This is a genomic window from Paenibacillus dendrobii, assembly GCF_009807035.1.
In the GTDB taxonomy this organism is placed as follows: domain Bacteria; phylum Bacillota; class Bacilli; order Paenibacillales; family Paenibacillaceae; genus Paenibacillus_AQ; species Paenibacillus_AQ dendrobii.
Map to the genome: position 1 here is coordinate 2978325 of NZ_WUBI01000001.1, position 14682 is coordinate 2993006.

Sequence of the window (14682 nt, forward strand, 5' to 3'; positions counted from 1 at the left end):
TTATTTGTAAAAAGAGTGGTTGCCGATCCGCTTCTCAAAGGTACGTGTATGATGAACCGTAAGATCATCTGCCAGCTTAAGCGAAAGGAAATAATACGTATCATCCGTCACAGCCTTCTTACCGTTCAACGCTTCATTGGCAGCATGAATACTATCCTGGTTTGGCTTCACGCGATCAAACCTACCGTTGGCCACAGGACTGAACTGATATTTTTGATAGATGACTTTTTTAATCGTATTGGGAAAATTGGCTGACCGCAGGCGGTTCAAGACGACATTCGCTACAGCGATTTTGCCTTGGTACGGTTCGCCTTCTGCTTCTGCCATGACAATTCTTTGCAGCAGGAGCACATCCTCAGCGGTTACACTATACTGCCAGGTCGATTTCGCCTGTTCTGATGGACTTAGCAGTTGGGTCCGGCTGAAGAATAATTGTTTAGGGGGAGTTAGCTGAGGATTCAGCTTTTTCTGGTGAGAAGTCTCCACTTTTGTTGCCTTCGGTTTCGCGTTCAGCTGCGCAATTTCCAGCTTCGTCTTCGCCTGTGGCGATTTCGCAGGAAGACTTTCGATAAATACAGCTTTAGATTTATTTTTCCATGAATTCAAATTATTTACATTTTGAAGGCGCAGAGGTAATCCTTGTTTTGATGATTGTGACGTAATCTGTATATGTTCCGCTTGAGCAGGCGCAGCCTTCTCCTTACTCAAAGAAATCGAATCGAACCGATTCAGATGCATATTGCTTTTATTCTGCAATTTATTGGCCTGTTCATTTTGAAGAAGCAAACAAATCGCAGAGAAACACACCAGAAGAACTCCGATCAGCAAAGCCATCCAGCGGTTTTGTCTTAGAGTGTACATATTTCTCCTCCTATATTCCGGCACATTCCCTTCTTATGTAACCGAAAACAGAGGTTTTGAAAACCTAAAAATTTTCAGTAACAGGCAGCATCCGCGAATACGAGAAAACAGAAAAGCATAAGTACTTCTTTTACAACACCAACAGCTTCGTGACGGCACAATTTTACGGTTCACAGGATACGGCTAAGGGAATAAGCTTATTGTTTTATGTGCAGGAATGTATTATATGACTAAAATAAAGCTTGAATATATCAATCTCCTAATCTTCCATGCGGAAGGTCTCTAGTATCTCATACATTGGACGATCGTGCAAATGCGTGGAAAAAAGTACAAATTCATCTACAGTCCAAAAGCCCTCCCTCTTTCCTTCTTCCAAGGTCGCTGTTTGCGGAAGCAAGGACGGCAGCAAATTCATCTGAAAAGGTTCATTTCCAGCGTATTTGCGGGCAATAGTGATATGCGGATGATAGGGTCGGGACTCTCTTGCAAATCCGAATTTTTCCATGCCATTAGTCACAAATTCTTGCAGCCGGGTGAGCAGGTGATTGTGGTCAATTACTCCAGCCCAAAGCACTCTGGGAGAGGCCTCCAGACCAAAGATTCCCGCCTTTCCAATCCCAAGAACAAATGGTTGGAATTGGTCGGCTATTTTCCGAAGCTCATTTGCGATCGCCGGTACTTGCTCAGGATCCACGTCTCCTAAAAACTGGACCGTAATATGATAATCTTCCCTGTGCGTCCATTTTTTGAAGGTCAATGCTGTCTGTTGCTCTTGTCTCCATTGCTCCAAGGCCGATCCCAGTATTTCGGACAATCTGATAGCGATAAACAACCGCAGCGGCTGCGCCTTTATTTGCTCACTCATGTAATATCTGCCCCTTTATCAAAATTTTGCTTCTATAATAGTACCTTCATTTTATCATATCCCGAAAATCCCTTTTTCCACAAAAAAAGGTACCCGCAGGGAAACTTCCCTGCGGGTTACAGTGCGAAATTTTATTTAACCGAACTGTGCCTGATGCAACCTTGCGTATACGCCTCCGCTCTCCAGCAGCTCCTCATGGCGTCCATGCTCGGCAATGCCATCTTCGGTAACAACAATAATTCGGTCAGCATTACGAATAGTTGCCAGCCTGTGAGCGATCACGAGCGTCGTCCGGTTCACCGCCAGAGTCTCCAACGCTTCCTGGATAATAGCTTCCGTTTCGGTATCCAGCGCAGATGTCGCTTCATCCAAAATCAATATCGGCGGGTTCTTAAGGAACATGCGCGCTATCGCCAGACGCTGGCGCTGTCCGCCAGACAATTTCAGACCGCGCTCGCCGATGACCGTATCAAGACCTTCCGGCAGCGAGGCCACGAGCGACTCCAAGTGAGCCTTTTGCACGGCATTCAACAGCTCGGTTTCGCCAGCGTTCAAATCGCCATAGGCGATATTTTCACGGATCGTTCCGCTGAACAAGAATACATCCTGCTGTACCATGCCGATTTGCGAACGAAGCGAATGTTGGGACATCTCGCGGATATCGATGCCGTCAATCGTGATAGCCCCCTCTTCCACATCGTAAAAACGGGGAATGAGGCTGCAAAGCGTCGATTTCCCCGCTCCTGAGGGACCAACGAGGGCGACGGTTTCACCGGCCCTGATCTTCAGATGAATGTCTTCCAGAATCCGTCTGTGATTCTCATAGCCAAAGGCTACGTCACGAAACTCGATATCGCCGCGAAGATGCTTCACCTCTACGGCATCCCGTTGATCTTGAATTTCAGGTTCCGTGTCCATCAGGTCGCAGAAACGCTTAAAGCCTGCCATGCCTTTCGGATAACTCTCCATCAAAGCATTGATCTTATCGATCGGCTTCAGGAAAATGTTGACGTACAGCAGAAATGCCACCAGTTCGCCGTATGTCAGCTTATTCTGATAAGCAAACCAGGCGCCGCAAATCAGAACGATCAGCGAGATCAGGCGCGTCAGCATGTACATGCCCGATACACTGAAAGACATGGCCAGATAGGAGCGCAGCTTCGCAAGCCGGAAGCCTGCATTGCTGACACGGAAGCGTTCCATTTCGAATTCTTCGTTGCCGAAGGATTTCACAACGCGGATTCCCGACACGCTGTCTTCGACGCCGGCATTCAGCTCCGCAATGTTGCGGAACATTTCCGAGGATGCGCGGTTCAGCTTTTGATTGAAAAATACGATCAGCCATACGATGAACGGCATAATGACGAAGGTAATCAGGGCAAGCTGCCAGTTGACGGTCCACATGATACAGAACGCCCCGATAAAGGTCATGACCGCGATGAACATATCCTCCGGTCCATGGTGGGCCATTTCCCCAATATCGAACAGGTCGTTGGTCATGCGCGACATCAGATGTCCGGTCTTGGTATTGTCAAAATACTTGAATGACAGCTTCTGCACATGATTAAACGCCTGTTGGCGCATATCCGACTCGATATTAATCCCGAGCTTATGTCCCCAGTAGCTGACTATAAACTGCAGTCCCATGCTGACCAAATAGAGCGCCAAAAGTCCGCATCCTGCAGCAATGATCGTTCCCCATGCTCCATCCGGCAAAAGCTTGTCCACGACCCACTGAACTGCGACCGGAAATCCCAGCTCCAGCAGACCCGCTATAACCGCACAGCCAAAATCGATCATAAATAGTTTTTTATGCGGCCGGTAATACGCCATAAACCTTCGAATCAGGCCCTGATTTTGACCCGAAGCCTTTCCTGCTGCATTTTGCATCATAACTGTTTCAAGCCTCCAAATCTTGTATGTAAGTAACCTGATTATATCGTAAAGAGCAGCAATATAGACATAATCCTCCAGAAAAATCCCTGGACTTGTTCGTCTTATCCATGGACTCTCCCAGATTTTGTACACGGTCTGATGTACTCCCAGATAAAGGGTCATGCGGCATGCCATTCGGAAATTCTGTATGGGTTTCTTTTCACTCCCTGTTTGAATCTGGTATCCTAGAAGGTAATTAATAAAATACATATCACAGAATGAGGAGGCCAACATGAAACAAATCATATGTCTTCATTCCCTGACATCTGAACAAATTCATCAGATCGAGCAGGTTGCCCCCGGCTTTGAACTAATTGTAAAGAATAAGAAAGATCTCGATCCTGAACAGGTTAAGAATGCCGAAATTATCATCGGATGGTCGAAAACGATTGCCGAGTTTGCTCTGCATGAAGACAGCAAGGTAAAGTGGGTTCAGACCTGGTCTGCCGGCGTGGACACCCTTCCTTTGGATCGTCTAAGAGACAAGGGGATCTTGCTGACAAATTCAAGCGGCGTGCATGCCATTCCAATATCCGAAAGCATTTTTGCGATGATGCTGTCATTCTCCCGCCAAATGCATATTGCGGTCCGCCAACAGCTGCAAAAAAAATGGAATTCGGATCTCAAAGCACCAGGGCTCAGCACGTTGGGTGAAATCAACGGCAAAACTTTGGTCATCGTTGGCGTAGGCGAGATCGGCAGGGAAACGGCCCGTCTGGCTAAAGCCTTCGGCATGAAGGTAATCGGCGTAAGACGGTCGGCAAAACCGGAACCCCATGTAGATCAAATGTATACAATGGATGGCTTTCATGAGGCAATCGGACAAGCAGATTATATCGTAGACTTACTGCCGTTAACGGATGAGACTCATCATATCTTTGATGCCGCAGCCTGGAAAGCCGCCAAAAAAGGCGCCTGCTTCCTCAATGCCGGCCGCGGACCAACCGTCGATACCTCCTCGCTCATTGACGCTCTAAACAGCGGACAAATTAGCGGTGCAGGGCTGGATGTCTTTGAGCAAGAGCCTCTGCCGGCCGATAATCCGCTTTGGGAGATGGAGCAAGTCATCATGACACCGCATGTCTCCGGAAGCAACGACCGTTACACCGAACGCGTGGTTGATATATTCACGGAGAATGTCGAAGCCTATGCCCAAGGGAATAAGCCGCCGCGTAATCTGGTTGATTACGGGCGCATGTACTAGAATATTCCGTCATAGAATCTCAACGTAAAAAGACACTCCTTAAAGCAACCATTGGAAAGTCCATACAGGACACCGACGTTACTTTAAGGAGTGCTTTATGATGGACCAATATATTTCAGCGAATTATTCATAGACCATAACCCAATATTTTTCTCCCGGGCCGCCTTCTTCAACTACCTTTTTCCAGCCATTCTTCTCGTAGAATTTCATCGCCTGATGGTTTGCGGATACGCATTTCAAGGTCAGCGGCTTATTCATGATCTCTATGGCTGCATCCAGCAGCTTGCTGCCGGCACCTTTGCCTGCATAAGCGGGATGGACAAATAAATTATGAATAAAGTCATCCGGCAAGTACAATGAAGCAAAACCCAAAATACAATCCTCTTCCTCTGCCAAAATAATATGCTCTTCGTTCGTATGCCTATCAAAATCTGCCAAGGCCATTTCTTTTTCGCTCTCCCATACGAAGCTCTTGCGGCGGGATTCCAAATATATCTGCCTTAATTCGGGATAATCCGATGCATTGGCTGCTCTAATCTTCAAACTTCCACGCTCTCTTTCTTGTAAAATGCCATCTATGCTTCACAGAGCCACACTAGCCTTACGAAGCTTCCCTTCCAGACCCTACACGTGTCCACGATCCGGTATCCTGCCTCTACGACGCGCATTCGCACGTCTTCCTCGGTTGTCACAATGACCGCGCGCGGCGCCAGACGCCGCAAGCTGACCAACATCCGTTTTTGGTCTGCTTCCGGAAGAACGGAGCAGAGATTGTAGGGCATGTCTATGATTGCGGCATCAAAGTACCCTTCCAGCTCGTTCATGTCACCCAGCGTCACCAGGTCCTCCGGATACCCGTAATGCTGTAAGTTCGTTCTGGCGCCGCGAATCGCTAGCGGATTAATGTCCCTTCCACGAATATCCAGCCCCATGGACAACGCTTCAATCAGCACATTGCCCATACCGCAGCAGGGATCCACCGCCCGAATACCTTCTGTCTCCGGTGCCATGATGTTGACTAGCGTTCTCGCCGTTGCAGCACTCAGACCTGTAGAATAGTTCTGCGGTTTATGAATATGCGCGTGCCAGCTCCGCTCAGGATAATGGCAGACGCCAATCAGCCAGATTCCTTGTATTGCGATCAGCCCAAGCGTAATGCCGGGATTCTTCATGTCCGCCTTGCCTTGAATCCTGCTGCCTACCAACCGTTCAAAGCTTCTCTGCTCAGCGTAGGTATAAGGATCGCCCGACTTGATGTACGTCACCTTGAATGTACTTCCGTCCTTAACCAACTGGAGCGAATCTGCAAAATTCGCAATCTGTTCCGCCGAATTTCCAGCGGCAAGCACATCCATACGCAGGGACAGAAACGGGCTGCGATCAGGATTGATTTTTCGGGGGCTGAGCAGCACGGATCCCGTATGAATCTTCCGCACATCTCCAAATAATGCACGCAACTCCATGCCGCAAAGCTCCGCTTCCGTGTCATGGCTTGCATACGGATAAAGATACAGGGCATGGCCTTGTTCCAAAGTCTGTTTAATCAGTTCTTTCATTAGAATCATCTGTTCCTTTCCAAAATGGATACCGCTTAACCCTACATGCAGCTGGAAGCCAACATGCGGTAAGATTCGAGGCGCTTCCGATAATCCTGGACAGGCGTAAATACGAGAAATTCCTCACACCCGCAAGCGTCTGCTAGTTTGTTAAGCTGATCCCTGACCTGCTCCGCTGTACCATGAATGAGTCGGTTTTGCGTTTCCGCGCGCTGATCCGGCTCCGTACGTTCGGGCCCTGGCAGCTTGGCAGTTTGAAGCAGCCGTTCCGCCTCCTGCTCGGTCTCGGCACAAATGATGCCAATCGCCACCATCATGCGCGGCTTGTCCAGCAGGGCCGAGGGCCGGAAGCTTTCCTGATATGTCTTCAGCACTTCAGCCCCGTCGCGCTCACTCATAAATTGTCCGAAGACATAACCTGTACCATATTCGGCGGCAAAGCCTGCACTCTTGTTGTTCGTGCCCAGCATCCATAGATCCGGCTGAGTTTGCGGAAAAGGTCTGGCTAGAACTCTCTGTTCCTCATAAACATATCGGTCTTCCAGCAGCTTAATCAGAGCCCTCATCTTCTTGGGCATATCTGCCACGTTCTGCAGAAAGTTGCCGCTAAGCGCCATCGAAGCATGCGCTGATCCACCGGGTGCCCGGCCGATTCCTAGATCGATGCGTCCCGGATACAAAGCAGCCAGGAGCCTGAAACTTTCCGCCACCTTCAGCGGGCTGTAGTGAGGCAGGAGCAGAGCTCCCGTTCCAAGCCGGATTCGGCTTGTTTTCGCTCCGATATGGGCGAGCAGCACCTCCGGCGAGGCGCAGGACAAACTTTCCAGGTCATGATGCTCGGCGGCCCAGTAACGCTTATAGCCCCATTGCTCCGCAGATACCGCCAGTTCTGCCGCCTCCTGAAGCGCGGTTTCATAGGAAACATCCCCGATTTTCGGTACCAGATCCAGCACGCTTAAGCTTAATTCTCTCATGACTTCATCCTCCCTACTCGCTTGACGCATGGCTTATCTATCCGCTGTCCATTAATCCAAATCGTAAATCGATCCGACCTTCAGTCCGTACAGTTCATTATAAATCTTTTCGGCAAAGGCATCCGTCATGCCTGCGATATAATCAATGACCATATGTTCCCATGTCCAAATCGGTTGACGGCTGGCCTGATCCTTCTCAAAACGCTGCAGCCAGTCGGACGGGATAATGGACTTCGAGGTGACCGGATCGAGAAAGGCGTCCCAGAGATGCTTGATCATCCATTCGCTCCGTTTTTGCAGGCGCTGCACCCGCAGATCACGGATCATAGTGACCCAGGCAAAACTCTTCAGAACGCTGACGGTACGCAGCATGTCGAGATTTTCCTCATTATCCAGGATAAACGTAACCTTCTTCCAATCCCCGTCTTCGATGACCCCGAGATTACTGACGAACAGACTTACCCAGAAGGCTTTGACTTCACGCCGTGTTCTTGAATAATCATGCTCGCAAGAAGGAAGTTTATCATTCCATACTTGCAGGAAGGAAGTCATGACATCCTCCACTTTCAACCGGATGCGGTCCGCATCCCAGCCCTTCCAGAAGGAATCCTCCAGCGTTTTGATCTTTTCGATGATCAGGCGGATGATATACGGGTCATGCAGAAAATGCTCATGCACCTCGATCTTGCCGGCCTTGATCCCATCCTCCAAGTCATGCGCGGAGTATGCAATGTCATCGCATAAGTCCATCAACTGGGATTCCAGCGTTCTTTTGCCCTCGGGAATCCCCCAGTCCTTGCGGACTTCCGAAATGTAGCTCCATTCATGCTGATAAAGACCCTTCTTGAGCATCGTCCCCGGAAACGGATATTTGTTGATCCCAAGCAGAACTGCATCGGATAAATTCAGCCCGTCCACGTTCTCCCGCTTTTCCAGGAACATGATCAGACGAAAATTATGCGCATTACCTTCAAAATGTTCATACTTGTGCCGCATGCGGAGGCGCACGTCATGAATCTGCTCGGAATTCATATATAGCCCCTCGACCGCTTCTTTCGTCTTATCCTTGATCAGCCGATCCAAAATCCCGTCAAGCACCTCTTCCCCCTTATGCCCAAATGGAGGATGTCCGAAGTCATGGGCGATCGCCGCGCATTCCACTACCTCCGGATCGATCACGAGTCCCGGATTTCCCGCCATTTCCTCCGTCACCTCGGGGTAAGCACGCACTAAACTTTTGGCCGCTTCGCGGGCAATCTGCGCCACCTCCAGCGAATGCGTCAGCCGTGTACGGTAGTAATCTCCGGTACCTGCGCCAAAAACCTGGGATTTGCCTTGCAGGCGGCGGAAGGTCGGGGAATGGATCAGCCGTGAGTAATCCCGTTCATACGTCGCTCTGGACGCGTCCGATCTGGTCTGTTCAGGGTACTGACGGTGTTCTCTTTTATCTTTGATATTCATATACAGCACTCCCTAACTCCAGTTTTTTTATTTTTTTCATTATAAGACATTTCAGCCTTGGACAGTACTTGGTATTCTGCAAACACGTGGTGCCTCTTGTACCATTCTTGCCAGTCCACGGACGAAACTTCCGCTAATGCGGGATTGCTGAAGTGCGGCTCGTTCCAAGAATAATGTTGCAATAAAACCCAGCAGCAAAAAAGCCGCCTATACGAGACTTTTACAGTCTTAACAGGACAGCTAATGATTTGAATCGCCGTTTCAGTAAATAGCCTTGCAGGCAGGCAAACTCACCAATTCCAAAGCGCAACCTTGCCCACCCCAATGGCCGACACTTCGGGATCGTTTTTCAGCTTCAGAATCTCTTTCGTTGGTCCGGTGACAACGGCTCCGTATATCTTTACCCCGTTTTTCTCCACATACGCAAGTGTTTCCTTCAGATCTACAAAAGGGATGAGCCGCTTAGCGATAAATTTATGCTTCACCAGTACCTTCAGCGTCTTCACAAAGTTCTGGTCCCTGAGATCTCCAGAGCCGTAAACATCCAAAGAGGGATAGGAAGTGAGCGAGGTCTTTTCCAGCGTCAGGAACCCTGTTTTTTGCTCCGAACGGTTGGACTGAACTCCATCCTCTGGAAGCCATACGGGATTCGTCGGGAACCCGATCGGATTCGTCTCCACGCCACCACTGAACTCCCTCAACCTTGCTGATGCCTCTCCGCTATCCACTGCAAACCAGACTGGATCCATCTCTTTCCCCTTAAACTGCTGCAATATTTCATCTGTCGTATAAAAACGTTTGTACGATATAAAAGCCTCAGCTACGGTACCCTCGGGAAGCTTCTCCAGCCTCTCCCACGCTTGATCGCTGTTAAAGCCGCTGCTGCCCGGGTATTGAAATACGGCATTGACGTTTGCTCCCCGGTCCGTCCAGGAAAAGTCATATAGCCGCATCCAATTCAACAGAAAAGATGCCGAAAAATCGCCCACTTCCATATGTTCTTTACCCACGGTCTTTGTCACCGGACTTTTTACCTTCATATTAAAATAGGGTCCGGCGTCGCTGCTTAAATGCACTTCCATATTGGGATAACCGACCGCAATGGCCGCTTCGATCACATGCCGGTCTGTGTTCCCGTAACCCGGGTTGCCTAGCGAATAAAATAATGCCGTTCCGATGCTTGATAGAAAGGTGAACCAGATGAACAGACTAATCAAGGTAAGTACGGTGCCATATCTGGCCTTCCATTTCCCTCTCCGGAGCAACCTTGCCTCCCGTTTATGCATTTTCGAATCGTTGGCGCTTCTTATGCTCTGGCTTTTGTCCTTCGGATCCTCGTCCCCCTCCAGCATCTCGTCCAGATAAGCTTGGTACGCCTCCATTTTCACCAGCTCCTGCTCCACCTCCGCCCGTTCCTCTTCGGAGAGCTTGCCGTTTTTGTACTCTATCAGTTTCCGTTTAAAATCATCGCTCATCCTGATCGTTCCTTTCCCGGTTCTTCCGCAGCTGTTGTCTCGCCCGGAACAGCAAGATTTTAAAATGCGAGAGCGTAATCCCCATAATATCCGCGCTTTCCTGATAAGAAAATTGATGAATATCATATAAAATGACGGCCTGCTTTTGCAGTTCGGGCAGCCTTAATATCCACGCCATCAGCATGTTCTGTTCTTCTTTTTGCAAAATGACCGATTCCGGCCCCTTCCTGTCATCATCAGGCAGCCTATGAAAAAAATCATCCGATGAAATGATGCTCCGCCTTTCCTTCCGCTTCAAGTCGATAAAGGCATTGTAGGCCACGCGAAAGAGCCACGGCTTCACTTTCTCGTCTTTGTAATTTTCCAGATGCACGTAGGCGCGGTAAAACGTTTCCTGCACCAGATCCTCCGCGGCAGCATCATCTCCGCAAAGGGTCCGCAAATATCGGTATACTTCAGGCATATATTTCCGGTACACGCTTTCGAGTGTGCTGCGCTTCATCATTTAATCCCCTCATAACAACCACGTTTCAACATGCCAATTGTTACAGCCCTTTGGAAAAAAAATCATGGAGCTGTCCTTTGCCTACTTCCATCCGGCCCCTCCATTTCCTGCTCGCACGTATAAATCCAACCCAATGAAGTGAGAAATAGAACGTAAAAAAAACGGCCATCGCCTCGTCCAATGAGGCAATGACCGCCGTTTTAAACAGATATTAGTTTTTCATTCTCGGATCGAGCACATCCCGCAATCCGTCGCCGAGCAGGTTGAACCCGAGCACCGTCAGCATAATCGAGACACCCGGGAAAACGACCGTCCACGGCGCTTTTTGGATAAACTGGCGGGAGTCGGAGAGCATCTTGCCCCACTCCGGATCCGGAGGCTGGGCACCCAGGCCAAGAAATCCTAGAGCAGCTGCTTCGATAATCGCCGTCGCGATGCCCAGCGTCCCCTGCACGATAATCGGCGTCAGACTATTCGGCAAAATGTGGCTGAGCAGGATGCGGATGTTTCTCATCCCGATGGCCTTGGCTGAGGTGATATACTCCTCGTTCTTCAAACTGAGCACCTTCGCCCTGACCAGCCGCCCGTAAGTGGGAATGTTGACGATCGCTATCGCGTACAGCGCATTTTGAAGCGAAGGACCGAGGATGGCGACAATCGCGATGGCGAGCAGGATGCTTGGGAAGGCCAGCAAAATATCGAACACCCTTGAAATGACCATATCTGCCCATTTACCAAAGTAGCCCGCAATGATGCCTAGTGTCGTACCCGCTACAATAGAACCGATCACGGAGAAAAATCCGACCCAAAGTGAAATTCTCGCCCCATACAGCACCCGGCTGAACAGATCGCGTCCAAGATCATCCGTCCCGAACCAGTGGGCTGAGGATGGCGGTTTCAGGCGGTCCATCAGTTGCTGATCCTTGTAACCAAAAGGGGCGATCAGCGGAGCGATCAAAGCAATGAGGATGAAGAAAATAATAATAACCAAACCGATCATTGCGGTTTTATTCTTACGGAACGCCCTCCACGCATCACGCCAGGGGCCCGAAACTTCCTCCATGACCGGAGCGGCGGCGGAGCTTGGGTTAACCGTAACTTCTGGCATGTTCTTCCCCCTTATTTATACTGGATGCGCGGATCAATTAAGGCATACAGCAGATCCACAATCAGATTGATGACGATAAATATGAACGCAATAATGAGAATGCCGCTTTGAATCACCGGATAATCCCGGGAGCTGATCGCTTCAAAAATGTATCGCCCCACTCCCGGCCAGGCGAAGATGGTTTCGGTCAGCACGGCACCGCCAAGCAGCGAGCCTGTCTGCAATCCGATGACGGTCAATACCGGAATGGAAGCATTTTTCAGAGCATGCTTGTACACCACGAAAAACTGGGACATCCCCTTGGCTTTGGCCGTGCGGACAAAGTCGGATTTCATAACCTCCAGCATACTCGAACGGGTCATCCTCGCAATAATAGCCATTGGAATCGTACCAAGCGCAATGCTTGGCAGCACCAGATGCTTCATGACGGTCCACAGCTGATCCCATCTGCCTGCGATTAGAGAGTCAATGATATACAGATTCGTGACCGATTCCACCGGATCGCGCTGGTCCATCCGTCCGATGGACGGAAGCCAGTGCAGCTTGATCGAGAATATCCACTGCTCCATAAGTCCTAGCCAGAAGATCGGCATCGAGACACCCATCAGAGCAATCACCATGATAATGTAGTCAAACCAGGAATTTTGCTTCCAGGCGCTGATAATACCGGCATTCATTCCCACGAACGTAGCGAACAGCATGCTCGTGAATGTCAACTCCAGCGTGGCTGCAAGGTACGGCATGATTTCCTTCGCAATCGGTTCCTTGGTCCGGATCGATTTTCCCAAATCGCCTTTTACCAGATCCCCCAGATACGTAAAATACTGCTGCAGCCAAGGCTTTTTCAGCCCCAGCTGCTCGCGCAGCGCCTCCTTGGATTGCTCCGTGGCCTTTTGGCCGAGAATCGTTTCCGCCGGATCACCCGGAATGGCATGAATGATGGAGAACACGATGATCGTCATCCCGATGAGGACCGGAATCAGGATCAACAGGCGTTTCAATACGTATGAGCTCAATGCAATTCACCTGCCGATTTTATTCAAAATACATGTTGCTGTAAGCTTCCGTTCCGGTTGGAGAAGGCACATAACCTTTCAGGTTGGCTTTGGCGGCCAAGATCGGCGTCGTATGCACGAGAGGAATCCATGGAATGTCTTTCTTGATGATTTCCTGCGATTGTTTGTACAGCTCGACGCGTTTGTCCTGACTAACTTCCTTCTGGGCTTCGATCAGGATTTTATGAAGATCTTCATTCACGTAGAAACTGCGGTTGTTGCCTGGAATGGAATCCTTATCAAGCAACGTGTAAATGAAGTTGTCCGGGTCACCGTTGTCACCTGTCCAGCCCATCATGTAAATGTCGTCCTTGGCACCCACTTTCGTATCATCCAGATATGTAGCCCACTCCGGAGATTGGATGTTGACTTTGACACCGATTTTTTCAAAATCTGCCTGGATCGCTTCAGCCACTTTCTTGCCATCCGGCATGTAAGGACGGGATACCGGCATGGCATAGAACGTAACCGGATCCGGCAAGCCGTTCGGATATCCAGCATCGGCAAGAAGCTGCTTGGCCGTATCCAGGTTATAATCATAGTCCTGAATGCTGTCATTATGGCCCCAAAGCGTAGGAGGCATCGGATTGACGGCCGGTTTGGCTTGACCCGCAAAGAACGCATCGATAATGCCTTGCTTGTTAACCGCATGGCTCAGCGCTTCTCTCACTTTGACATTGTCAAACGGCTTTTTCTTCAGGTTGAAACCGAGGTAAGCGATGTTAAAGGATGGACGGTTGATTTTTTGCAGATCGCTTTTGCTTTCGAGTACGGACAGATCATCCGGGTTCAGATCTTCCATGATGTCGATTTCTCCGTTTTGCAGCGCGTTGAAGCGTGCGGAGTTATCCGGAATGGAACGCACGATCACTTTATTCAGTTTCGGAAGTCCTTGCTTCCAATAGTTTGGATTCTTCTCCAAGGTAATGGAGTCGTTGCGCTTCCACTCTTTGAATACGAATGGGCCTGTGCCGACCGGCTCGTTCTTGAAGTTTTCCTTCTTCTCCTTGATCGCTGCCGGGCTGGCGATGCCGAAGCATGTCATGGCGATATTTTGCAGGAACGGCGCCTGCGGCTGACTCAGTGTGAACTCGACCGTATTCGCGTCCACGGCCTTCACGTCCTTGATGACGCGTGAGCCTTCCGGACCGAACATGGAATCATAATAGTCGAATGAATCGTCTGTAAACTTGAATTCGCTCTTCGGATCGCTCCAGCGTTTGAAGTTGAACACGACGGCATCTGCATTAAAGTCTGTGCCATCATGGAACTTCACGCCTTGGCGCAGCTTGAATATATACTTCAGGCCATCCGGGGATACTTCCCAGCTCTCGGCAAGGGCTGCCTGAACTTCCGTTACCCCTTCCTTATACTCCAGCAGCGAATCGAACACTTGATGTCCGATCTTCAAGGACTCGCCATCGGTAACGATGGCTGGATCCAGTGCGACCGAATCCCCGCCGCGTCCGAATATCAGCGTATCCTGCGCCTTCTTCTCCTCCGGCTTCGGATCTTCTTTCTTTTCACTGCTGTTGTCGGTTGTCTTCGGCGTCTCGGATGCCTGCTTCCCGTCGCTCTTGCTGCCGCATCCCGCAAGCGCAAATACCAGTACCATCGTTAGAGCCAGGAAAACGCTTGTCCATCTCTTCATTGTTTTTTCCCCTTTCTTTTCTTCACGGATAA

At 49.7% G+C, this 14682-nt stretch carries 13 protein-coding genes; 1 reads left to right on the top strand and 12 read right to left on the bottom strand.

The features are described from left to right. The 3 genes from GRF59_RS13085 to GRF59_RS13095 all read right to left on the bottom strand — a co-directional run bounded on the left by GRF59_RS13085 (position 1) and on the right by GRF59_RS13095 (position 3574). Entirely contained in the window at positions 1-861 is an 861-nt protein-coding gene (locus GRF59_RS13085; RefSeq protein WP_160497956.1) for a cell wall hydrolase, read from the bottom strand. Positions 862-1120: 259 nt separating this feature from the next. After that, positions 1121-1726 (bottom strand): RNA 2',3'-cyclic phosphodiesterase, encoded by a 606-nt coding sequence (gene thpR, locus GRF59_RS13090; RefSeq protein ID WP_160497957.1) that lies wholly within the window; start codon positions 1724-1726, stop codon positions 1121-1123. Between the two features lie 135 nt (positions 1727-1861). Continuing rightward, complete coding sequence (locus tag GRF59_RS13095) at positions 1862-3574, bottom strand: ABC transporter ATP-binding protein (protein WP_160498272.1); 1713 nt, start codon at positions 3572-3574, stop codon at positions 1862-1864. Between the two features lie 319 nt (positions 3575-3893). On the opposite strand from GRF59_RS13095, the gene GRF59_RS13100 reads away from it, so the two are divergent. Further along, positions 3894-4865 (top strand): D-2-hydroxyacid dehydrogenase, encoded by a 972-nt coding sequence (locus GRF59_RS13100; protein WP_160497958.1) that lies wholly within the window; start codon positions 3894-3896, stop codon positions 4863-4865. Positions 4866-4988: 123 nt separating this feature from the next. On the opposite strand, the gene GRF59_RS13105 is transcribed toward GRF59_RS13100, so the two are convergent. The 9 genes from GRF59_RS13105 to GRF59_RS13145 form a co-directional block, all read right to left on the bottom strand. Then, positions 4989-5408, bottom strand: a complete 420-nt coding sequence (locus GRF59_RS13105) for a GNAT family N-acetyltransferase (protein WP_160497959.1) — start codon at positions 5406-5408, stop codon at positions 4989-4991. Between the two features lie 32 nt (positions 5409-5440). Continuing rightward, entirely contained in the window at positions 5441-6430 is a 990-nt protein-coding gene (locus GRF59_RS13110; protein WP_237391741.1) for a TRM11 family SAM-dependent methyltransferase, read from the bottom strand. 32 nt (positions 6431-6462) lie between these two features. Beyond that, a complete protein-coding gene (locus tag GRF59_RS13115; RefSeq protein WP_160497961.1) occupies positions 6463-7395 on the bottom strand; it encodes an LLM class flavin-dependent oxidoreductase in 933 nt (310 codons plus the stop codon). A gap of 51 nt (positions 7396-7446) precedes the next feature. Beyond that, complete coding sequence (locus GRF59_RS13120) at positions 7447-8856, bottom strand: deoxyguanosinetriphosphate triphosphohydrolase family protein (RefSeq protein ID WP_160497962.1); 1410 nt, start codon at positions 8854-8856, stop codon at positions 7447-7449. Between the two features lie 290 nt (positions 8857-9146). Continuing rightward, entirely contained in the window at positions 9147-10331 is a 1185-nt protein-coding gene (locus GRF59_RS13125; protein ID WP_160497963.1) for an anti-sigma factor, read from the bottom strand. Then, positions 10321-10833 carry a sigma-70 family RNA polymerase sigma factor gene (locus tag GRF59_RS13130; RefSeq protein WP_160497964.1) on the bottom strand — a complete coding sequence of 171 codons (513 nt, stop codon included), beginning with the start codon at positions 10831-10833 and terminating at the stop codon, positions 10321-10323. Before GRF59_RS13130 ends, GRF59_RS13125 begins: the two co-directional genes overlap by 11 nt. A 214-nt stretch (positions 10834-11047) precedes the next feature. Beyond that, on the bottom strand, positions 11048-11899 hold the full coding sequence (nikC, locus tag GRF59_RS13135) for a nickel transporter permease (RefSeq protein ID WP_423802956.1): 852 nt from the start codon (positions 11897-11899) through the stop codon (positions 11048-11050). A 56-nt stretch (positions 11900-11955) separates the two neighbouring features. Beyond that, complete coding sequence (locus tag GRF59_RS13140) at positions 11956-12960, bottom strand: ABC transporter permease (RefSeq protein WP_160497966.1); 1005 nt, start codon at positions 12958-12960, stop codon at positions 11956-11958. Between the two features lie 19 nt (positions 12961-12979). Beyond that, positions 12980-14650, bottom strand: coding sequence for an ABC transporter substrate-binding protein (locus GRF59_RS13145; protein ID WP_202128560.1), 1671 nt, complete (start codon positions 14648-14650; stop codon positions 12980-12982). Positions 14651-14682 lie beyond the last annotated feature (32 nt).